The organism is Synechococcus sp. CS-1326 (genome assembly GCF_025128115.1).
In the GTDB taxonomy this organism is placed as follows: domain Bacteria; phylum Cyanobacteriota; class Cyanobacteriia; order PCC-6307; family Cyanobiaceae; genus Regnicoccus.
Genome location: NZ_JAHLYV010000013.1, coordinates 16,381 through 34,982, shown reverse-complemented (window position 1 = coordinate 34,982; position 18,602 = coordinate 16,381). Strand labels below are relative to the sequence as shown.

At 64.7% G+C, this 18,602-nt stretch carries 21 protein-coding genes and 1 tRNA gene; 11 read left to right on the top strand and 11 right to left on the bottom strand.

The genetic code is table 11. The annotated features are described in order from the left end of the window. Nucleotides 1-41: 41 nt before the first annotated feature. Genes KQ307_RS04605 through hsdR form a run of 3 tightly spaced genes read left to right on the top strand, consistent with a single transcriptional unit; the run spans nt 42 to nt 4,138 of the window. On the top strand, nt 42-1,298 hold the full coding sequence (locus KQ307_RS04605; protein ID WP_259727108.1) for an ATP-binding protein: 1,257 nt from the start codon (nt 42-44) through the stop codon (nt 1,296-1,298). 44 nt (nt 1,299-1,342) lie between these two features. Further along, on the top strand, nt 1,343-1,717 hold the full coding sequence (locus KQ307_RS04600) for a nucleotidyltransferase domain-containing protein (RefSeq protein ID WP_259727107.1): 375 nt from the start codon (nt 1,343-1,345) through the stop codon (nt 1,715-1,717). An 18-nt stretch (nt 1,718-1,735) separates the two neighbouring features. After that, nucleotides 1,736-4,138 carry an EcoAI/FtnUII family type I restriction enzme subunit R gene (gene hsdR / locus KQ307_RS04595; protein ID WP_259727106.1) on the top strand — a complete coding sequence of 801 codons (2,403 nt, stop codon included), beginning with the start codon at nt 1,736-1,738 and terminating at the stop codon, nt 4,136-4,138. Nucleotides 4,139-4,184: 46 nt separating this feature from the next. Here hsdR and KQ307_RS04590 read toward each other — a convergent pair whose 3' ends face one another. Beyond that, nucleotides 4,185-4,556 carry a VOC family protein gene (locus tag KQ307_RS04590; RefSeq protein WP_259727105.1) on the bottom strand — a complete coding sequence of 124 codons (372 nt, stop codon included), beginning with the start codon at nt 4,554-4,556 and terminating at the stop codon, nt 4,185-4,187. Between the two features lie 166 nt (nt 4,557-4,722). On the opposite strand from KQ307_RS04590, the gene mtnA reads away from it, so the two are divergent. Together mtnA and KQ307_RS04580 are read left to right on the top strand one after the other, a co-directional pair. Continuing rightward, nucleotides 4,723-5,928: an S-methyl-5-thioribose-1-phosphate isomerase gene (gene mtnA, locus KQ307_RS04585; protein ID WP_259727144.1), complete on the top strand. Its 1,206-nt coding sequence runs from the start codon at nt 4,723-4,725 to the stop codon at nt 5,926-5,928. A gap of 62 nt (nt 5,929-5,990) precedes the next feature. Continuing rightward, nucleotides 5,991-6,563, top strand: coding sequence for a carbonic anhydrase (locus tag KQ307_RS04580; protein ID WP_259727104.1), 573 nt, complete (start codon nt 5,991-5,993; stop codon nt 6,561-6,563). 720 nt (nt 6,564-7,283) lie between these two features. Here KQ307_RS04580 and KQ307_RS04575 read toward each other — a convergent pair. From KQ307_RS04575 to ftsH, 6 genes are all read right to left on the bottom strand, one after another. Further along, a complete protein-coding gene (locus tag KQ307_RS04575; protein WP_259727103.1) occupies nt 7,284-7,478 on the bottom strand; it encodes a VOC family protein in 195 nt (64 codons plus the stop codon). Beyond that, a complete protein-coding gene (locus KQ307_RS04570) occupies nt 7,478-7,690 on the bottom strand; it encodes a VOC family protein (RefSeq protein ID WP_259727102.1) in 213 nt (70 codons plus the stop codon). Before KQ307_RS04570 ends, KQ307_RS04575 begins: the two co-directional genes overlap by 1 nt. A gap of 367 nt (nt 7,691-8,057) precedes the next feature. Continuing rightward, a tRNA-Ala gene (locus KQ307_RS04565) sits at nt 8,058-8,130 on the bottom strand. 32 nt (nt 8,131-8,162) lie between these two features. After that, complete coding sequence (gene lexA, locus KQ307_RS04560) at nt 8,163-8,789, bottom strand: transcriptional repressor LexA (protein WP_399234840.1); 627 nt, start codon at nt 8,787-8,789, stop codon at nt 8,163-8,165. A 98-nt stretch (nt 8,790-8,887) separates the two neighbouring features. Beyond that, nucleotides 8,888-9,844 (bottom strand): ornithine carbamoyltransferase, encoded by a 957-nt coding sequence (gene argF, locus KQ307_RS04555; protein ID WP_259727101.1) that lies wholly within the window; start codon nt 9,842-9,844, stop codon nt 8,888-8,890. 68 nt (nt 9,845-9,912) lie between these two features. After that, on the bottom strand, nt 9,913-11,814 hold the full coding sequence (gene ftsH / locus KQ307_RS04550; protein ID WP_259701493.1) for an ATP-dependent zinc metalloprotease FtsH: 1,902 nt from the start codon (nt 11,812-11,814) through the stop codon (nt 9,913-9,915). Between the two features lie 96 nt (nt 11,815-11,910). Here ftsH and KQ307_RS04545 point away from each other — a divergent pair, with 96 nt between their 5' ends. Genes KQ307_RS04545 through KQ307_RS04535 form a run of 3 tightly spaced genes read left to right on the top strand, consistent with a single transcriptional unit; the run spans nt 11,911 to nt 13,700 of the window. Then, nucleotides 11,911-12,576, top strand: a complete 666-nt coding sequence (locus tag KQ307_RS04545) for an SOS response-associated peptidase (protein ID WP_259701494.1) — start codon at nt 11,911-11,913, stop codon at nt 12,574-12,576. A gap of 50 nt (nt 12,577-12,626) precedes the next feature. Then, nucleotides 12,627-13,427, top strand: a complete 801-nt coding sequence (locus KQ307_RS04540; RefSeq protein ID WP_259727100.1) for a potassium channel family protein — start codon at nt 12,627-12,629, stop codon at nt 13,425-13,427. Between the two features lie 27 nt (nt 13,428-13,454). Continuing rightward, the gene (locus tag KQ307_RS04535; RefSeq protein WP_259727099.1) at nt 13,455-13,700 is read left to right on the top strand and encodes a Nif11-like leader peptide family RiPP precursor; all 246 of its coding nucleotides are present in this window, start codon (nt 13,455-13,457) and stop codon (nt 13,698-13,700) included. A 27-nt stretch (nt 13,701-13,727) separates the two neighbouring features. Here KQ307_RS04535 and KQ307_RS04530 read toward each other — a convergent pair whose 3' ends face one another. Together KQ307_RS04530 and KQ307_RS04525 are read right to left on the bottom strand one after the other, a co-directional pair. Beyond that, entirely contained in the window at nt 13,728-14,057 is a 330-nt protein-coding gene (locus tag KQ307_RS04530) for a hypothetical protein (RefSeq protein WP_259727098.1), read from the bottom strand. Continuing rightward, nucleotides 14,058-14,663 (bottom strand): rhomboid family intramembrane serine protease, encoded by a 606-nt coding sequence (locus KQ307_RS04525; protein WP_259727097.1) that lies wholly within the window; start codon nt 14,661-14,663, stop codon nt 14,058-14,060. A 74-nt stretch (nt 14,664-14,737) separates the two neighbouring features. Between KQ307_RS04525 and KQ307_RS04520 the strand changes: the two genes are divergently transcribed. Together KQ307_RS04520 and KQ307_RS04515 are read left to right on the top strand one after the other, a co-directional pair. Then, nucleotides 14,738-15,244, top strand: a complete 507-nt coding sequence (locus tag KQ307_RS04520) for a DUF427 domain-containing protein (protein ID WP_259701499.1) — start codon at nt 14,738-14,740, stop codon at nt 15,242-15,244. Between the two features lie 335 nt (nt 15,245-15,579). Next, nucleotides 15,580-15,771, top strand: a complete 192-nt coding sequence (locus KQ307_RS04515; RefSeq protein WP_259727096.1) for a hypothetical protein — start codon at nt 15,580-15,582, stop codon at nt 15,769-15,771. 42 nt (nt 15,772-15,813) lie between these two features. Here the strand turns inward: KQ307_RS04515 and KQ307_RS04510 are convergent, their stop codons facing one another. After that, the gene (locus KQ307_RS04510; RefSeq protein ID WP_259727095.1) at nt 15,814-16,986 is read right to left on the bottom strand and encodes a fatty acid desaturase; all 1,173 of its coding nucleotides are present in this window, start codon (nt 16,984-16,986) and stop codon (nt 15,814-15,816) included. Nucleotides 16,987-17,322: 336 nt separating this feature from the next. On the opposite strand from KQ307_RS04510, the gene KQ307_RS04505 reads away from it, so the two are divergent. Further along, a complete protein-coding gene (locus KQ307_RS04505) occupies nt 17,323-18,327 on the top strand; it encodes an AI-2E family transporter (protein WP_259701502.1) in 1,005 nt (334 codons plus the stop codon). Here the strand turns inward: KQ307_RS04505 and KQ307_RS04500 are convergent. Continuing rightward, entirely contained in the window at nt 18,312-18,593 is a 282-nt protein-coding gene (locus KQ307_RS04500; RefSeq protein WP_259701503.1) for a DUF427 domain-containing protein, read from the bottom strand. The two genes, KQ307_RS04505 and KQ307_RS04500, sit on opposite strands and share 16 nt — an antisense overlap. Between the last annotated feature and the right edge of the window lie 9 nt (nt 18,594-18,602).

Here is an 18,602-nt window from a genome sequence, read left to right as displayed (position 1 = left end):
TGCATTAGGATCCCGGTATCCACTGCATTGGCTGCCGCCCCATGGCCTCCGGCTACCGTCCCCGCATCGCCGATGCCGAGTTGCGCGCCTGCCTGGGCTCCGCCGGCGCGGTGGTGATCGAGGGACCCAAAGCCTGCGGCAAAACCCGCCTGGCCCAGCAGCTGGCCGCCTCCACGGTGCTGCTGGATGTGGACATCGCCGCCCGCCAGGCGCTGGCGGTGGATCCCGCTCTGGTGCTGGCGGGGCCTCGGCCGCGCCTGCTGGATGAGTGGCAGGTGGAGCCGGCGCTCTGGAACCAGGTGCGGCGGGCCGTGGATGCCGCTGAGGCGCCTGGGCAATTTCTGCTCACCGGTTCGGCGGTTCCAGCCGATGACGCCGACCGTCACACCGGAGCGGGGCGCTTTTCATTTCTGCGGCTGCGGCCGATGAGCCTGGTCGAAAGTGGCGCCGGCCAGGGCGGTGTCTCGCTGGCGGCGTTGCTGGAAGGGGAGCCGGTGAGCTGTACCGATCCAGGGCTGGCGGTGGCGGATCTGGCCGAGCTGGTGTGCCGCGGTGGCTGGCCGGCCCAGCTGGAGCGTCCCCTGGCGGCGGCCTGTCGGGCCGCCCGCGATTACCTGGAGCAGGTGCGCCAGGTGGACGTGCAGCGGGTGGATGGGCGGCGGCGGGATCCCCAGCGGCTGGGGGCCCTGCTGCGCTCCCTCGCCCGCAACGTGGCCACTGAAGTGAAGCTCTCCACCCTGGCGGCCGATGCCGGTGGCGTGGATGGCCCGCTCGACCCGCGCACCGTGGCCGACCACCTGCAGGCCCTGGAGCGCCTGATGGTGCTGGACAACCAGCCCGCCTGGCGGCCCCATCTGCGTTCCAAGGCGGCCCTGCGCCAGGCGCCACGGCGCCATTTCTGCGACCCCTCCCTGGCGGTGGCGGCCCTGGGCGGCAGCCCCGATCGACTTCTCAACGACCTGGAATGGCTGGGGTTTCTGTTCGAGTCGCTGGTGATCCGCGACCTGCGGGTGCTGGCCCAGGCGCTCGATGGCGAGGTGTTTCATTACCGCGATGACTACGGCGTTGAGGTGGACGCGATCGTGCAGCTGCGCGATGGCCGCTGGGGTGCGATCGAGATCAAGCTTGGCCCGGGCCAGGTGGAGGCCGCCGCCGCCGGCCTGCTGCGCTTTCGCCAGCAGATCGATTGCCGCCGCACTGGCGAACCTGCCTTTCTGGCGGTGGTGTGCGGCAGCGGCTACGGCTACCGGCGGGCGGATGGCGTCGCCGTGGTGCCGGTGGGGGCGTTGGGGCCGTGATCAGGCAGCAGGCAAATCCAACCAGAGCGAGCCAAACTGGCCCCATGACGCCCACGGCCCCACAGAGTTCGTACCGCTACGTGGTGGATGAACCGCTGCTGGCCACCATCGCGGCCGAGATCCAGGCGGCGATCCCCGGCGCCGAGGTGCGCCTGTTTGGCTCCCGCGCCAGCGGCACCGCCCGGCCCGACTCCGACATCGACCTGCTGGTGACGGTGCCTGACGACTGGCTCGCCACGCACTCGCGCTTCGAAGAGACGGGTGATCTGGGCTGGAAGCTGGCCAATCACCGCATACCCATCGATCTCCTTCTGTATTCGCACCAGGAAGTACAGGATCGGCTTCATCAGTACAGGCAGCACGTGGTGACGAAGGCCTATCGCCACGGCAGAGAACTCCATGCCGGCTCACCATCGTGACGTGGTCGCGCTGATCGCATGAACGAGGCCGAAACCCGCGCCGAGCTGATTGATCCGCTGCTGGCGGCGGCCGGCTGGGGCGTGGTGGAGGGCAGCCGCATCCGCCGCGAATACTCGATCACCCCGGGCCGGATCGAGGGCGGTGGCCGCCGCGGCAAGCCACTGATCGCCGACTACGTGCTCACCTACCGCAACACCCAGCTGGCGGTGGTGGAGGCCAAGGCCGACAGCCTGCCACTCACCGAAGGGGTGGCCCAGGCCAAGGATTACGCCACCAAACTGCAGATCCGCTTCACCTACGCCAGTAATGGCAAAGGCGTCTACGCCATCGATATGGCCAGCGGTGAGGAGGGCCCGGTGGCAGCCTTTCCGGGCCCTGAGGAGTTGTGGGTCCGAACCTTTGCCGAGGACAACGCCTGGCGTGATCGCTTCGCTGCCATCCCCTATCCCGACAAGGGCGGCAGCTGGCAGATCCGCTTCTACCAAGACATCGCCGTGACCCGGGTGCTGGAGGCGATCGCCTCCGGCCAGAACCGCATCCTGCTCACCCTGGCCACCGGCACCGGCAAAACTTCGATCGCTTTTCAGATCATCTGGAAACTGTTCCAGGCCCGCTGGAATCTCTCCGGCCAACCCAGCCGCCGGCCCCGCCTCCTGTTTCTGGCTGATCGCAACAACCTCGCCGATCAGGCCTTCAACGACTTCACCGCCTTTGCCGCCTTCGAAGAGGGGGCCCTCGCCCGCCTGGAGCCGGATGCCCTGCGCAAGAAGGGCCGGGTGCCCACCAACGCCAGCGTCTTCCTCACCATCTTCCAGACCTTCATGAGCGGGCCGCCGCTGGATGGCAAGCCCTCCCCCTGGTTCGGCCAGTACCCGCCGGATTTCTTCGACTTCATCGTGATCGATGAATGCCACCGCGGCGGCGCCAACAACGAATCCACCTGGCGCGGCATCCTCGAGTATTTCGCCCCCGCCGTGCAACTCGGCCTCACCGCCACCCCACGCCGCAAGGACAACACCGACACCTACGCCTACTTCGGCGAACCGGTGTTCACCTATTCCCTCAGGGAGGGCATCAACGACGGCTTCCTCACCCCCTTTCGGGTCAAGCAGGTCACGACCACCCTCGATGACTACGTCTACACCCCCGATGACACGGTGGTGGAAGGTGAGATCGAAGCCGGCAAGCTCTACAAGGAAGCCGACTTCAACAGGATCATCGAGATCAAACAGCGCGAGCAGCAGCGGGTGGAGATCTTCATGGCTCAGATCGATCAACGCCAGAAAACCCTGGTGTTCTGCGCCACCCAGGACCACGCCCTGGCGATCCGCGATCTGATCAACCAGCTCAAGGCCAGCCCCGATCCCAACTACTGCCAGCGCGTGACGGCGAACGACGGCGAACTGGGCAACCAGGCCCTGCGTGCCTTCCAGGACAACGAAAAAACCATCCCCACCATCCTCACCACCTCCCAGAAGCTCTCCACCGGCGTGGACGCCCGCAACGTACGCAACATCGTGCTGCTGCGGCCGGTGAACTCGATGATCGAGTTCAAGCAGATCATCGGCCGTGGCACCCGCCTCTACGACGGCAAGGACTACTTCACGATCTACGACTTCGTGAAGGCGCATCATCACTTCAGTGATCCGGAGTGGGATGGCGATCCCCTTCCACCCGAGGAACCAGACATCTGCCAACAATGCGGCCAGGCCCTATGCATCTGTGTGAAACCTCCCAAGCCGTGCTCGGTCTGCAGGCAAGACCCTTGCATCTGCCCTTCGCAGCCCTGCCCGAAATGCCATCAGCTTCCTTGCATCTGCAGGAAGCGGGTTCGGATCAAGCTGGGCGATGGCAAAGAACGCTCGATCCAGCACATGCTGGTCACCAGCTTCTGGCATCCCGACGGGGCGCCGATGAGCGCTCAGCAGTTCATCACCTTGCTCTACGGCCAGTTGCCGGAGTTTGTGAAAGATGAGGCCGAACTGCGCACCCTCTGGAGCCTGCCTGACACACGCCTCAAGCTGCTGCAGGGGCTGGCGGAGAAGGGCTTTGGGGCCGAGCAGCTGGCCGAGATGCAGAGGATCATCGCAGCCGAGAACAGCGATCTGTTCGATGTACTCGCCCATGTGGCCTACGCCCTGCCGCCGATCCCCCGCCAGGAGCGCGCCAAGCAGGCCCGCCTCTACATCCATTCGAAATTCACCAGCAAGCAGCAGCTTTTTCTGGATTTCGTGCTCCAGCACTACGTGACCGTGGGCGTGCAGGAACTGGCCAGCGAGAAGCTCCAACCGCTTCTGCTGCTGCGCTACCAGAATTCGATCGCCGATGCCGTTGCCGAGCTTGGCCAGCCCCAGGAGATCGGCCTGTTGTTTACGGGTTTTCAGCGCTATCTCTACCAATCAAAACCTGGGACTGCCTGAACAGGAAAGGCTTGGCAAAGCTCTGCTGCCTGCCGCCATGACGAGTTCAGCCCAAGGAGTGCAGGCCGATCGGGTTGCCCTCGGTGTCGATCACCACCGAGATGAAGCCGAACTTACCGATCGCCATCTTGGGGCGGCAGACCTGGCCGCCGGCGGGAACGACACGGCCTTCCTCCACGGCGCAATCCTCACAGCTGAAATACACCATCGTGCCGCCCTGGCCCGGTTCACAGCCCGCCATCTGCATCAGTGCGCCACCGGCCCCCACCCGACTGTCATCCATCGGGAAGCACCAGTAGGCCATCTCCGGACTTGACATGTCCTCGAACTCCACCTCGAACACGGCTGCATAGAACGCCTTGGCGCGCTCCATGTCGGACACGTTCAGCTCGAACCAGGTGACCGGGTTGGGTGCCATGGCCGGGGCGGCAGTGGGGCAGTTCGGATTGTATCTTCGGCCGCTGATCAGTCTTGCCGGCCGGTGTTCTGGCCTACCTCCCAGCGCCCACCGGGCAGCAGGAGCGGCTGGGCGGGAGCGGCTGGGCGGAAGAATGAAGCCGATGCCCGCACCCCCCGCTTCCCGCATGAACATCGAAGGCCGGCCCTGGCGCACGATCTGGTTGGAGGAGGGGGGGCGCTCAGTCGGTGTGATCGATCAGACCCTGCTGCCGCACCGCTTCGAAACCCGCTCGCTCGCCACGCTCGATCAGGCGGCGACAGCGATCGCCACCATGGTGGTGCGGGGGGCGCCGCTGATCGGTGTCACCGGGGCCTACGGGCTGATGCTTGCCCTGCAGCACGATCCCAGCGATGCGGCGTTGGCGGCTGCCTTCGAGCAGCTCAACGCCACCCGGCCCACGGCGATCAACCTGCGCTGGGCGCTGGAGAGGGTGCGGACGCGCGTGCTGCCGCTGCCGCTGGAGCAGCGGGCTGAGGCTGCCCGCGCCGAAGCCGCCGCAATCGCCGAGCAAGACGTGCAGATGTGTGAGGCGATCGGCGACCACGGCCTGGCGCTGCTTCGCGCCATCGCCACGGCACGGCCGAGCGAGCGGCAGCACGAGCCTCTCAACGTGCTCACCCACTGCAATGCCGGCTGGCTGGCCACCGTCGACTGGGGCACGGCCCTGGCGCCGATCTACAAGGCGCACCGCAGCGGGATGCCGATCCATGTGTGGGTGGATGAAACCCGCCCCCGCAACCAGGGAGCCAGCCTCACGGCCTTCGAGCTGGGGCGGGAAGGGGTGCCCCACACCGTGATCGTCGACAACGCCGGCGGCCACCTGATGCAGCACGGCGAGGTGGATGCCGTGATCGTGGGCACCGATCGCACCACCCGCAGCGGCGATGTGTGCAACAAGATCGGCACCTATCTCAAGGCCCTCGCCGCCCACGACAACGGCGTGCCCTTCTATGTCGCCCTGCCGTCCTCCACGATCGACTGGACAATCGACGACGGGATCGCCCTGATCCCGATCGAGGCGCGCTCAGCCGAGGAGGTGACCCACATCAGCGGCAAGCCGGCGGGGAGCTCCGCAGACCCTGCCGCCGCCCAATCCGCCGCCACCACGGTGCAACTCACCCCCGATGGCAGCGCCGGCTTCAACCCCGCCTTTGACGTGACCCCCGCCCGGCTGGTCACGGCCCTGATCACCGAGCGGGGGGTGGCACCGGCGAGTGAGGCGGGCCTGCGGGGCCTCTACGCCGAGCCCACGGAGTCTTGCCCGATGGCCATGGAGGGAAAGGTGGTGGCGGCTGCGATCAACACCGTTGGTCGCAGCCAGGAACGGTAGGTTCGCCGCGAAGCCCTCACCATTGGGTCAGCAGGATCGGCCATGCCTGGGATCGGTTGTTCATGAACCCCAACCACGCCCTTGAGCGGCTCAAGGCGGGCAATCATCGCTACGTGAGCGGGGATGCCTCCCACCACCATCAATCAGGCAGCCGGATGCGGGTGATCGCAGCAGGCCAGCACCCGTTCGCGATCATCCTCGGTTGCGCCGATTCGCGGGTACCACCCGAGATCATCTTTGATCAGGGCCTCGGTGACCTCTTCGTGATCCGGGTGGCGGGCAACATCCTTGATGATGCAATTCTTGGCAGCATCGAATATGCGGCAGAGGAATTCGGCACCTCCCTGGTGGTGGTGCTGGGCCATGAGCGCTGTGGCGCCGTGGCCGCCACCCTCAAACACGCCGAGATCCCCGGCCACGTGAGCACCCTGCTCAGGGCGATCCAGCCAGCCGTTGATCGGGCCAGGGATCAACCGGGAGATCTGCTCGACAATGCCGTTCGCGCCAACATTGAACTGGTGGTGGAACAACTGAAAAGCGCGGCGCCTGTGGCCGAAAGGCTTGCAACCGAACAGCTGAAGATCGTTGGAGGCTTCTACAACCTCGATTGCGGAACCGTGTTGATCGGGGAGTGATGGGCCGGAATCACCAGCAGGACAGATAACGATCGATAAGCCGAGGGTACGGCTGGCGAAAGGTAGGGCCGATCGGATTCGGTCCCTGAGATTACGGCTGGCAGCAATGGCGGCAGCTCCGCCCAGAACCGGCAGTAGCCCCTGAACAGGACCATGGCTGCTCTCCACGGTGAGCCGGCGGAACTGAAGGCATACAAAATCGTCGATTGGTGAGTGGTGCGTGCTACGGAGATCGGTGTACCCGCTTCTGCAACAAATTGGCTGCTCAAACTCGTTGTGGCAAAATCACAAAGTTTGATTCGATCGAGGTGTCACCAGCCTGGCTTAAGGTGAACACCTGCCCACTGGCACCTTCCGAAATGAAACCCACTTCGTAGGAGATCAGCTGGACAGGCGCCGAAAAGGCCAACTGAGAACTGATTAATCAGGGTCAGAAGGCCAGGCCGACTCCTGAAAAAGTGAGGCACAGGCCATCATCATCGGCAATGGTTGTGGCAGTCGGCTAAAAGTTGATGAAGGTGAGTGTAAGGCCGTCTACAGTTTTGGAGACGGATGTGAGATTAGTGTCACCGCCATCGAAGAGAAATGGGATCGGAGCGACACTTGAGCCAAGTCATCCAAAACATTTAAAATATATCGGCCAACTTTCAATCCACAGAGCAGTAAGCAAAACACCTCCCCCGAATGTCCGGCGCCGATGGCCCCGCCTCGGCGGCGAAGTCAGAGCCGCTGGTGCAGTTCGATCACGTTGCGGTCGGGATCCCGCAGGAACAGGCCTTGGGCCTTGCCACCGAAGTCCACCGGCCCGGCGCTCGGCTCCAGGCCCAGGGCCCGCAATTCCTTGATCGCGGTGTCGAGGTCGTTGCAGAGCAGGGCGAAGTGGGTGATACCCGCGGGCTTCTCCGGGCCGTCCATCAGAACGTTGGTTCAGCGGCCGTGGGGGCATTGAGGATCAGATTGATTTCCACGCCACTGGGGTGGCTGAGGATCGCGACCGGTTCCGGCCCGATCGGCCCGGCCACAAACTGGAAGCCGAGCCTGGCGTAGAACGCCGCTGATCGCTCCATGTCGTGAACGCGGATGCCGATGTGGGCCAGGCCGCCGATGCCGGAGAGCGTCTGTGCCATGCGGGCGTCTGCTCGGAGTGAAGGCATGCATCCTGCCGCCACACCGCTCCACCTGATCAATGTTCGGGAAGGCGCCTGGGGAGATCCTTGCAAGCCTCGAAAACCTCTCGCTTGCCTTCCCACCCTGGGTTGAGCAGTCCTTGTAGGGCCAGTTTCTGGATCAGCCGGAACTCTCCAGTTGTCAGACTTTTCGCCGCTGGGTCGGGGCCGCTGCTGGGTCGGGGCCGCCGCTGGGTTGAGGGGTGGTCCACGGCAGCGCAGAAGGGAGCGCAGAAGCGGGCGCAGGAATGCGCGAGCAGGCCATTTCATGCCGCACAAGGTTTCGAGTGTGAACCCGAAACCACTGGCAACGACTGCCTTTCTTGAATGGAGCCAAGCGGATTCGAACCGCTGACCCCCTGCATGCCATGCAGGTGCTCTACCAGCTGAGCTATGGCCCCTTCATTCGCCAACATACATGCCGGCGGGCAGCTCAGACCTGGCGCCAGACCGCCACCAGCCGGCCCTGCACCGACACCTGATCGGCCTCCACCAGGATGGGCGCATAGGCGGGATTGGCGGCCTCCAGCCGCACCTGGGAGCCCTGGCGATGGAAGTGCTTGAGGGTGGTGCCGCTGCCTTCCACCAGGGCGGCCACGATCGTGCCGGGCTTCAGCCGGCTCGGCTCCGGCACCGGCTGCATCAGCACCACATCGCCGTCGTCGATGTGGGCATCCACCATGCTGTCGCCGTTGACGGTGAGGGCGAACAGGCCCCGGGTGTCGAGCAGCGGCTTCAGATCGAGCCGCTCCTGGATGTCGTCGTAGGGCTCCACCAGGCCGCCGGCCGCTACGGCTCCGAGCACCGGGATGCCCTGGAGCTGGCCGCCGAGCAATTGCAGGGTGCGGGCCTGACCCTCCTGCCAGGTGATCCAGCCCTTCTGCTGGAGGTGGCGGAGCCGGCTCTGGATCGGTGCCGGCGAGCGCAGCCCCATCGCCTCCATCATCTGGCGGATCGAGGGGCTGTGGCGGTGGCTGCCGATGTAACCGGTCAACCAGTCGTAGAGCTCCTGCTGGGCGGGTGTGAGGCTGGTGTGGGGCTCAGGGGCCTGAGCATTCAGAGAGATCACCGTCTGGGTTCAGGCGCCGTCAGTACATTTGTGCCATTGATCGACTGATTTGTCCAGCCCCGCTCCAGCCCCGCCGGCTGGCCGGGGGTTCAGAGGCCGCCCAGCAAGGCGGCCAGCAGGGCCTGCTGGACGTGCAGGCGGTTCTCGGCCTGATCGAAGACGCGACTGGCGGATCCCTCGATCACACCGGCGCTGATCTCCTCGCCGCGGTGGGCCGGCAGGCAGTGCAGAACAATGGCGCGGGGATCGGCTTCGGCCAGCAGGGCCTCATCGAGGCAGAACCCCTCGAAGGCCTGCTGCCGCTCCCGTTGCTCCTCCTCCTGCCCCATCGACGCCCAGACATCGGTGTAGAGGGCCTGGGCACCGCGCACGGCGGCCAGCGGGTCTTGCGTCACCGTGATGCTGCAGCGCCCCGCCGCCAGCTGCCGGGCCACAGCCAGCACGGCCGGCTCCGGCTCGAATCCAGCTGGGCAGGCGATCCGCACATTCACCGCCAGCAAGGCGCCGCAGAGCAACAGGGAGTGGGCCACGTTGTTGCCGTCGCCCACATAGGCCAGGTTCAGGCCGGCCAGGCTTCCAAAGGCTTCCTGCACGGTGAGGTAATCGGCCAGGGCCTGGCAGGGGTGCTCCAGATCGGTGAGGGCGTTGATCACCGGGATGGAGGCCCAGTGGGCGTAATCAGCCAGATCCTGCTGCGCGAAGGTGCGGATCGCCAACGCATCCACATAGCGGCTCAGCACCCGGGCCGTATCGGCGATCGGTTCGCCGCGCCCCACCTGGGTGACGGCGGGGTTGAGGTCGAGGGTCTGGCCGCCGAGCCGGGCCATCGCCACCGAGAAGCTCACCCGGGTGCGGGTGGAGGCCTTGGTGAAGATCAGGCCCAGCACCTTGCCCTGTAGATCGATGCGGCGCTGGCCGCTCTTCAGATCGGCCGCGAGCTGCAGCAGAGCGAGGGTTTCGTCACGGCTGAAATCAGCGCTGGAGAGCAGGTCGCGACCCTTGAGGGGCGCCAGGGCTGGATCGGGGCTGGAGAACGGAGGGTTCATGACCCCTTCACCAAACAACCCTTATCCGGGATCAGGGGCCCCTCCGTCAAGGGGAGGGGCCGCAGCGCTCAGGCCCCGACCGGCACCGGTTCAGCCAGGACGGCGGATTCAGGCAGGTTGCTGGATGAGAGCAGGGCCTTGAGTTCATCGCCCTCGATCACCTCCTTCTCAAGGATCTTGCTGGCGATGTCATCGAGCAGGCCCCGGTTGCTCTGCAGAATCGCCAGAGCACGATCGTGGGCCCGGTCGACCAGGCCGCGGACCTCCTTGTCAATCGCCTGGGCGGTGGCATCACTCACCGAGCGGCGCGGGTTGGAGCCGTTGCCGAGGAAACGGTTGCCGCCCTGTTTGTCGTAGGCGAGCGGGCCGAGCGTGTCGCTCATGCCATAGGTGCCCACCATCTGCTCGGCGATGTCGGTGGCTCGCTGCAGATCGTTGGCCGCGCCGGTGGTGACTTCTCCGAACACGATCTCCTCAGCCGAGCGACCACCGAGCAGGGTGGCGATCTGGCCTTCGAGGTCTTCCTTGGAACTGAGGAACCGCTCCTCCTGGGGGAGCTGCAGGGTGTAGCCGAGGGCGCTCATGCCCCGGGGCACGATCGAGATCTTGGCCACCTTGCTGCCGCCAGGCATCAGGTGCCCGACGATGGCGTGGCCCACTTCGTGGAAGGCCACCACACGCTTCTCGTCGTCCTGGAGCACGCGGCTCTTCTTCTCAAGACCTGCCACCACCCGCTCGATCGCCTCATTGAGATCGGCTTGCTCCACTTCGGTGCGGTAGGCGCGGGCCGCCAGCAGGGCCGCCTCGTTCACCAGGTTGGCCAGATCAGCGCCGGCGAAGCCGCTGGTGGCCTGGGCGATCTTGTCGATGTCGATGCTCGAGGACAGCTTCACCTTCTTGGCGTAGATGTCGAGGATCTTGCGGCGGCCGGAGAGGTCGGGGCGATCCACCAGCACCTGCCGGTCGAAGCGACCGGGCCGCAACAGCGCGGCATCGAGGGTTTCGGGCTGGTTGGTGGCCGCCAGCACGATCACCGGTTTGTCCTGGCCGGTGAAGCCATCCATCTCGGTGAGCAGCTGGTTGAGGGTCTGCTCCCGCTCGTCGTTGCCGCCCACCACGCCCATTGAGCCGGAGCGGCTCTTGCCGATCGCATCCAGTTCGTCGATGAAAATGATGCAGGGCGCTTTTTTCTTGGCCTCTTCGAACAGGTCGCGGACGCGGGCGGCGCCGGCGCCGACGAACAGCTCGACAAACTCCGAGCCGGAAATAATGAAGAAGGCCACGCTGGCTTCACCGGCCACGGCCTTGGCCAGCAGGGTTTTGCCCGTTCCCGGAGGCCCCACCAGCAGCACACCCTTGGGGATGCGGGCGCCGATGGCGGTATAGCGCTCGGGGGTTTTGAGGAAATCGACGATCTCGTTGAGTTCGGTCTTGGCCTCATCCACGCCGGCCACATCGGCGAAGGTGACCCGGGATTCCTCATCGGGCACATAAACCTTGGCCTTGCTCTTGGTGAAGCTCAGGGCCCCCTGGGCACCGCCCCCGCCCAGGCCGCTGCGGCGGGCGAAGAACTGCAGCACCAGGATGAAGATCAGCGGCGGCACCACCCAGCTCAACAGGGTGGAGAAGAAATTGGGCCGCTTCGGCGGTGCGGCGGCGAACTCCACCCCCTTCTGCTCCAGGCGCTGGGGCAGACCCATGTCGAAGATCGGCGTGGTGGCCAGCACCGAGGGGCTGCCTTCCGGTGCGTTGCTCAGCTCGTAACGGATCTGGTCCTGGGTGATGAAGGCCCGCTTGACGTTGCCGTCGTCGACCTGGTTGATGAACAGGGAATAGGGAACCCGCGGCACCTGGGCGGACTGGTTCGGCAGGAAGTTGCTGAGCAGCAACAGGACGCCGAAGCCGATCAGCACAAGGTTGATGATGCCGGATCGCCTGTTCGGGGGATTGTCGTCCTGGCGGATGGCCATGAATTGCCGCTGCTCACTGGGGCCAAGCTAGGCCGAGCTGCCCGGGCCCCGGCCCCTGACCCGGGGAGTGAGAACCGAACGTGATCTTCTGCTGCCATGTGCGGTCGCTATTCCCTCAGCACCGAACTCGATCGGCTTCTGCCCCGCCTGAGGGGCAGCCTTCCAGGCGAGCTCGCCGCCCATTACGCCCCGGTTGCGCAGGTCAGCCCGGGCCAGCCGGTGCTGGCCCTGCGCCAGGAACACGGGGTGATCGGCAGCGCCCTGCTGCTCTGGGGCCTGCTGCCTGAATGGGCCCGGGATCCCCTGGCGGCAGCACGACCGATCAATGCCCGCCGTGAAACGGTGGCCGAGAAAGCCACCTTCAAAGGGGCCTGGCGGCATCGTCGCTGCCTGCTGCCCGCCGATGGCTTCTACGAGTGGACATCCCCCCGCGGCCGACTGGGCAGACAACCCTGGCTGATTCAGCGACGCGACCGGCAGCTTTTCTGGCTGGCCGGCCTCTGGGATCGCTGGATCGGACCGGACGGCAGTGAGGTGGAGAGCTGCTGCGTGCTGACCACGGCCCCGAACACCCTGGTCGCCCCGATCCACAACCGGATGCCGGTGATCCTTCCCGATGGCCTGGAGGAGGCCTGGCTGGCCCAGACCGACGGCGCGGGGCTGCGGGCACTCGAACCGCTGATGGTGGGCTGGGACCCCCGGGAATGGGAAGCGCTGCCCCGGGGACTCGCCCCGCCTCGCCAACGGGACCTGTTCGACTGAACGGCAGCGGCGCGCTCCGAGAATGGGGCCACGTCTGCACACCCCCATCGGTGCCGCTTCCTTACGACCAGAGCCTTCCTGCTGGAGCGCGGCTGCGCCGCCGCCACCGCTTCTACAGAACCCTGCTGGTTCTCACCCTGCTGGTGATGATCAGCCTGGCGGTGCCGTCCAGCCTGCGGGTGCTCGGGGCGATCGGCTACAACCTGATCTGCTTTCTGCTGGTTGTCGAACTGGGAGGGCGGTCGCGCCAGGCAGCCGAAGCGAAGCGCTGGGATCTGCCCTACCGGCTGCTCGGCGCCGCGGCGATCATCTCCCAGTGGTTCTGGTACGTCACGCCGGTGGCGAACCGGCAGAGCGGCCTGCCCCTGCTGGTGCTGATCACCCTGTTCATTGGACTGAGCCTGGTGCGGCTGGTGGGGTTCCTGGCCGAGGAACGCACCGTGAACGGACAGGTGCTGATGGGTGCGACGGCCGGCTATCTGCTGCTGGGGCTCACGGCCGGACTGCTGGTCACAGCGCTGGAAACAGTTCAGCCCGGCAGCTTCTCCAGCCTGAGCAATCCGCAGGGCCTGCTGCAGGCCGCCGGAGCGACTGGCTACCCGCAGACGAAGGTGTGGGAGCTGGATTTCGTGTACCTCAACTACTTCGCCTTCGTGAGCCTCACCACCGTGGGGTTCGGCGATGTGCTGCCCCGCACCCCCATGGCCCAGATGACGAGCATCGCCCTCAGCGTGATCGGACCGATCTACATGGCGATGGTGATGGGTCTGCTGATCAGCCGCTTCACCATGCAGGAGGTCCGGGAGGGCTCCGGCGAAGACCCGCCGGAACGCCGTGAGCCGATCCGCTAAAACGGGTCGTGTGAAAGCGGAAGATCCATGGGCCTGCCCCAACTCGATGCCTTCCTGCGCCACGCCCAGCTCAGCCCAGCCATCTCGGCCGAGCTCGCTGAACCGCTCGATCTGGCCAGCTTCCTGGCCCTGGCCCGGCGGGAGGGGTTTGAGGTCGAAGAAGCCGACCTGCTTCAGGCCAGGGAACGGGATGAGGCCCAGCGCACGGCCGCCGAGCTGCAACAGCGGGCCGGCGCCGAGGCCCGGCGTCTGCGCAGCTTCATCCACGGCTGAACGGGCGCAGTTCCCAGTGCTCCGGGCTCAGCGAAGCGTCTGAGGGGCCGGGGGCCAGGACGGCTGATCCCGCCCGCTCAGCTGGGCGAGATGGGCGCCCACCAGCAGCAGCAGGCCGAGCGGCAAGGCCCAGCGCCAGATCCTTCCACGTCCGGCGCCGATCCCCGAGAGGCGGCGACGCCGGCCGCCCAGCGAGGTTGCCTGGCCCTTGCCCAGGGGCATGCTGCAGTTTCCGCAGACCATGCGACCGGCCAGGCTGCGATCCCGGCGAACATTCCAGCTGCCACAGCGGGGACAGGACATCGGCAACAGCGGCAGGAAGCGCGACAGAAAGGTGGAGGACGTGGCCGAGACCACTCAGGATCGACTGGGCCGGCTCGGCTCACGGTAGACAGCCAGGGCGGCGAGCACGCCACCGGCAAAGCCGGAGGCATGACCGATCCAGCTGATTCCCGGTGGGGAGAAGAAGGGCAGCAGGCCAGGCAGGAAGCCGCCGTAGCTGATCAGGCTGAACACGGAGAGAGCGAGCGCCAGGGGCCGCCTCTCCAGGAAGCCGATCACAACCAGATAGCCCAGCAGGCCGAACACCACCCCGGAGAGCCCGTGGCTGCCAGCGGGCCAGAACAGCCAGACCGGAATCGCCAGCAGGTAGGTCCCCAGCCAGACGGCCAGGTAGTCGCGCCGACTCTTGAGCAGCACCAGCCAGGAGAGCGGCAGGAACCAGAAGCTGTTGCCGATCAGATGATCGAAGCCGCTGTGGCTGAACGGCGCGGTGAGAACACCGAGAAAGCTCCCCCCCGGCAGCATCGGCAGGTTCCACCGGCCGCCGAAGAGGAGTTGATCGGCCAGCTCCTGACCCCAGGCCAAGCCAAGCGGAATCAAGGGAATCAGGGCGGTGCCCCCCAGCCGGGCCAGGGCCCGGTCGAGGCGGATCGACAGCCGATCGGAAGGAGGGAAGGCCATGCTCACGACATTGTGGTCAAGGATGGTTGCCGATGAGGCGCTCCGGTGGCACGGAATTCAGGGGGATTGGGCTGATGGACCGGGCTGAACAACGGCATTCCAGCCAGGCGGGGGATGTGGAGCGGGCCGCCGACTATCCGCGCCCTCCGGCCCTGGTGGCCTGCGACTCCCATGTGGTGGTGCGCGCCCTGGGCGAACTGTTCTGTGACACCCGCCGTTCGCTGCGGGTGCTGGAAACCTTCCACCCCCCCACCTACTACCTGCCCCCGGACCACCTGCGGCTGGAGTTGCTGCAGCCGGTGGCGGGCGGGAGCTTCTGCGAATGGAAGGGGGTGGCCTGCTACTTCGATCTGGTGGTGGGCCAACGGCGAATCCAGCGGGCCGTCTGGAACTACCCGGCACCAACGCCGGCCTACGCGCCCCTGGCCGGCTGGTTTGCCCTCTACCCGGGCCGGATGGAGGGCTGCTGGGTGGATGGCGAGGCGGTGCGTCCCCAGCAGGGCGGCTTCTACGGCGGCTGGATCACCTCCCATGTGGCCGGACCGTTCAAAGGGGACCCCCTCCATCCAGAACTGATCTGATCTGATCTGATCTGATCCAGTTGCTGTTCGTGTTGCAAAGGCCTTGCCACGGACTATGGTCAATGGAATCGGCCGAAGCTCCGCGAGGGGCCGATCACGTTCAGCCAACATTCCGGTTCAGCCAGCAGTCACGTTCAGCCAACAGTCACTCTCAAGCCCGCGCCCGCCTTCCAGGCACCAGCGAGCCAGCGGACACCAGTCAGATCCCCTGATCGCAGCGCTTCAGCGACAGGCCAAACCCCTGACCGGGTTTCTCTTTTGATCATGTTCTGAAACCAGGCCAGAGCCTGGGAGCACCAGCCAGCGGATGTTGATCCATACCCCCTTCTCAACCCATGAAAACCAAGTTCATCCACCCAGATCAGCAAGCCGCTCCCGGTCGCCGGCACCGCCGCCAACGCCCGGGCGCAGTGGCCAGTCCATTCAGCCGGACCTCGCTGAGCAAGCCTGTCAAAGCCAAAGCCAGCGACGATTTCACGCCGATCAGCACAGCCCCCACCTGGGCAGAGCTGCTGGGTGAACGCTGAACAGAAGCTGTTGCATTCAGCCCGGCACCAGGGCCGCGGGGCTCAGGCCCCAGCGGCCTGGGCAGCCTGCTGCACCTGAGCCACCGACTGCAGACTGTCGGTGTCTCGATCCCAAAGAATGAATTTGAAGCATTCGGGGATCTGCCGGATCGTGAGTGTGGTGGCGCTGCTGAGCAGGGAGGCATTGCGCTGATGGCAAGCCTGGAGATGGTAATTCGGGATCCTTGAGCAGAGGTGATGAATGTTGTGGTAGCCGATATCGGCGGTGAACCAGTTAAAAATGGCGGGAAGCTTCAAAAGGCTGGTGCCTTCAATCGCACCGGTGAGTGAGCTCCAACCCTCAGTGCGATGGGCATAGGACCCTTCGAAATTGTGCTGCACAAAGAAGATGCAGATGAACAGAGCGGCCGAGCAGGCCATCACAATCGAATAAAGAGTCCAGAACAGAGCAGTTCCGATCAGCTGGCTGAGGAGGATCCAACTCCCCACCACGCAGATGTTGTTGAGAAGAAGATCCTGAAATTCCAGATCGGTGTACCAATACTTCGGCTTGTAGGTGCTGCGAATCTGCTTGAAGCCGATGCCCAGATCACTGCGCCAGCAACGAATGGCATGGCCGGCAAAATCAACGCTGCCGAGCAGGAGGGCAAGCCTTGGCTTGATCACCAGATAGAAAAAGCCACCTGGAAAGAGCATCAGGGGGTGGCGTAGAAACTGATAAAATCCCTGCTGAAATGGCCCCATCGCCAGGAAAGTTTCGGAGCTCACCAAAGCCGAGGGACCGCGATAGAGATCCCAATTTCCATTGTGCTTGTGATGGAAAGCGTGGCCGCGGGACCAGGGATACTGAGGAATCGCATTGACCACTCCCAACAGAAAACCCACTCCACGATTCACGGCCTTGGAACGGAACAGGGACTGGTGACCGCAGTCATGCATCAGGGAGAAACAACGCCCCGAGAACAACACCGTCAGCACCAGCAACGGCGGCACCAGCCATGGGGAGAATTGCGCCGCCTGCACCAGCAGATACCAGAGCAAGGCATAGGGAACCAGGGTGTTGGCGATCTGCCAGGTGGCCCAGAGGTTGTTGCTCCTCACATAGGGAGCCAGAACGAAATCAGCCCGCTGCACCGATCTGCTGCCACCAGATTCACTGTTCTGGCTGGCGATTGGCTCGGCCAGGGCTACGGATTGATCGCTGGGATTCGCCAAGGGGGGTGACGGAAACAAGGAGTGGGGAACGAAAGCAACGGGGAGCTTGGCTCCACCAATGGCTCAGAGATTCAACTCAAAAACCGGCGGTTTGGTGGGTGACAGGGTTTATGTGAACTATCCACGTAGTTAGTCTAGCGTTTGGCAGGCAATTCAGGGGCGCCTCCGGGATCCTCTCCACAAGCCTTTCATGACAGAGTGCGGCATAGCCATCAGCGCAGAACCTGCAACGGCCTGAAAACCGGCCTTCGCCTCGATTCGAGCAGCCGCTGAACCGCCCCATCAGGCTTCGCTCAGGCCAGGCGGGCTTACGCTGCTGCCAGCCAGCTGAACGCCATGAATCGGGAAGAGTCCGCCCCCTGGGCCTCAATCAACAATTCCAATCTCGTTCGTTTCCTGTTGCTGTTTGCCTGTGGCTGGGCAGGAGTGGCCCTGATCGCCTTTTTCTATCCTGTTCTTTCGATCTTCATCCTGGCGGCAATTCTGGCCGTGTTGATGGATTACCCCGTTCGTTTCCTCACCGCCTGGCTGCCACGCTGGCTGGCCATCGTGATCGTCTGCATTGGAGTGGTCAGCGTCCTGACTGGATCCATCACGATCCTTGGGTTTCAACTGCTCAACCAGGGCAGCAGTTTGATCAATGATCTTCTGGCCAGTCTGAAAGATTCGGACTTTCCCTTTCACAGCTACTTCAAGCAGCTCAATATCGATCAGATCATCACCGTGATCAGGACCAGCTTCGGCACCGGCTTTGGCGTGCTTGGAGGTGCAGTTGCCAACCTGTTCACGGCCATCATCCTGCCGGTGATCACGATCTACATGCTCGCCGATGGCACCAGGTTATGGACCTCATTGCTGGGACTGGTGCCGATTGATCATCGTGAGGGTTTCGACCGGAGCGTGCAGAAAAATGTGCTCGGCTTTCTGCGCGGCCAGATGACCCTGGTGCTGTTTCTATCGGTAACCAGCTTTTTGATTTTCGCCCTGCTTGGTGTGAAGTTCTCCCTGGTGCTTGCACTGGTAGTGGGGGTTCTCGATGCCATTCCCGGCATCGGCGCCATCCTGGGTGTGATCACGATCACCAGCCTCGTGTTGCTCACCCAGGGGCCATGGATGGCCCTTTCTGTGGTGGTTGCCTCGATCATCCTGCAGCAGATTCAAGACAACCTGATCCATCCAAGAGTGATGGGGAAAGCCCTGAACATCAGCCCGGTGGTGGTGTTTTTTGCCCTGTTCATCGGCGAACGGGTGGCGGGGTTGCTGGGGGTGTTTCTGGCCATCCCGATCGCCGGGATGATCGTGGGCTGGCCGGAGCAGGCGGAGGCTCAGCCGCGCACCTGAACACCTTTCCAGAAGGCGATGCGGCCCTTGATTTCGGCGGCGGCTTCCTTGGGCTCGGGATAGAACCAGGCGGCGTTGGCATTCACTTTCTCGCCCACCACCACGTCGTAGTAGTGGGCCTCCCCCTTCCAGCCGCAGACGCTGCGGTGACTGGAAGGGCGGAAATGGTCCTGGACGAGGGCTTCGGCGGGGAAGTACGCATTGCCTTCCAGCTTGACGATGTCATCACTGACAGCCAGGACGGCATCGTTCCAGCGGGCTTCCATGGTGCAAAT

Bases quoted from the DNA above. Each gene is read 5' to 3' on its own strand.
- KQ307_RS04500 (WP_259701503.1), bottom strand. From the start codon at position 18,593: ATGGAAGCCCGCTGGAACGATGCCGTCCTGGCTGTCAGTGATGACATC.
- KQ307_RS04545 (WP_259701494.1), top strand. From the start codon at position 11,911: ATGTGCGGTCGCTATTCCCTCAGCACCGAACTCGATCGGCTTCTGCCC.
- KQ307_RS04515 (WP_259727096.1), top strand. From the start codon at position 15,580: ATGAAAACCAAGTTCATCCACCCAGATCAGCAAGCCGCTCCCGGTCGC.
- KQ307_RS04600 (WP_259727107.1), top strand. From the start codon at position 1,343: ATGACGCCCACGGCCCCACAGAGTTCGTACCGCTACGTGGTGGATGAA.
- mtnA (WP_259727144.1), top strand. From the start codon at position 4,723: ATGAACATCGAAGGCCGGCCCTGGCGCACGATCTGGTTGGAGGAGGGG.
- KQ307_RS04570 (WP_259727102.1), bottom strand. From the start codon at position 7,690: ATGGCACAGACGCTCTCCGGCATCGGCGGCCTGGCCCACATCGGCATC.
- ftsH (WP_259701493.1), bottom strand. From the start codon at position 11,814: ATGGCCATCCGCCAGGACGACAATCCCCCGAACAGGCGATCCGGCATC.
- hsdR (WP_259727106.1), top strand. From the start codon at position 1,736: ATGAACGAGGCCGAAACCCGCGCCGAGCTGATTGATCCGCTGCTGGCG.
- KQ307_RS04520 (WP_259701499.1), top strand. From the start codon at position 14,738: ATGGACCGGGCTGAACAACGGCATTCCAGCCAGGCGGGGGATGTGGAG.
- KQ307_RS04575 (WP_259727103.1), bottom strand. From the start codon at position 7,478: ATGGACGGCCCGGAGAAGCCCGCGGGTATCACCCACTTCGCCCTGCTC.
- KQ307_RS04580 (WP_259727104.1), top strand. From the start codon at position 5,991: ATGAACCCCAACCACGCCCTTGAGCGGCTCAAGGCGGGCAATCATCGC.
- argF (WP_259727101.1), bottom strand. From the start codon at position 9,844: ATGAACCCTCCGTTCTCCAGCCCCGATCCAGCCCTGGCGCCCCTCAAG.
- KQ307_RS04605 (WP_259727108.1), top strand. From the start codon at position 42: ATGGCCTCCGGCTACCGTCCCCGCATCGCCGATGCCGAGTTGCGCGCC.
- KQ307_RS04535 (WP_259727099.1), top strand. From the start codon at position 13,455: ATGGGCCTGCCCCAACTCGATGCCTTCCTGCGCCACGCCCAGCTCAGC.
- KQ307_RS04505 (WP_259701502.1), top strand. From the start codon at position 17,323: ATGAATCGGGAAGAGTCCGCCCCCTGGGCCTCAATCAACAATTCCAAT.
- KQ307_RS04525 (WP_259727097.1), bottom strand. From the start codon at position 14,663: ATGGCCTTCCCTCCTTCCGATCGGCTGTCGATCCGCCTCGACCGGGCC.
- KQ307_RS04590 (WP_259727105.1), bottom strand. From the start codon at position 4,556: ATGGCACCCAACCCGGTCACCTGGTTCGAGCTGAACGTGTCCGACATG.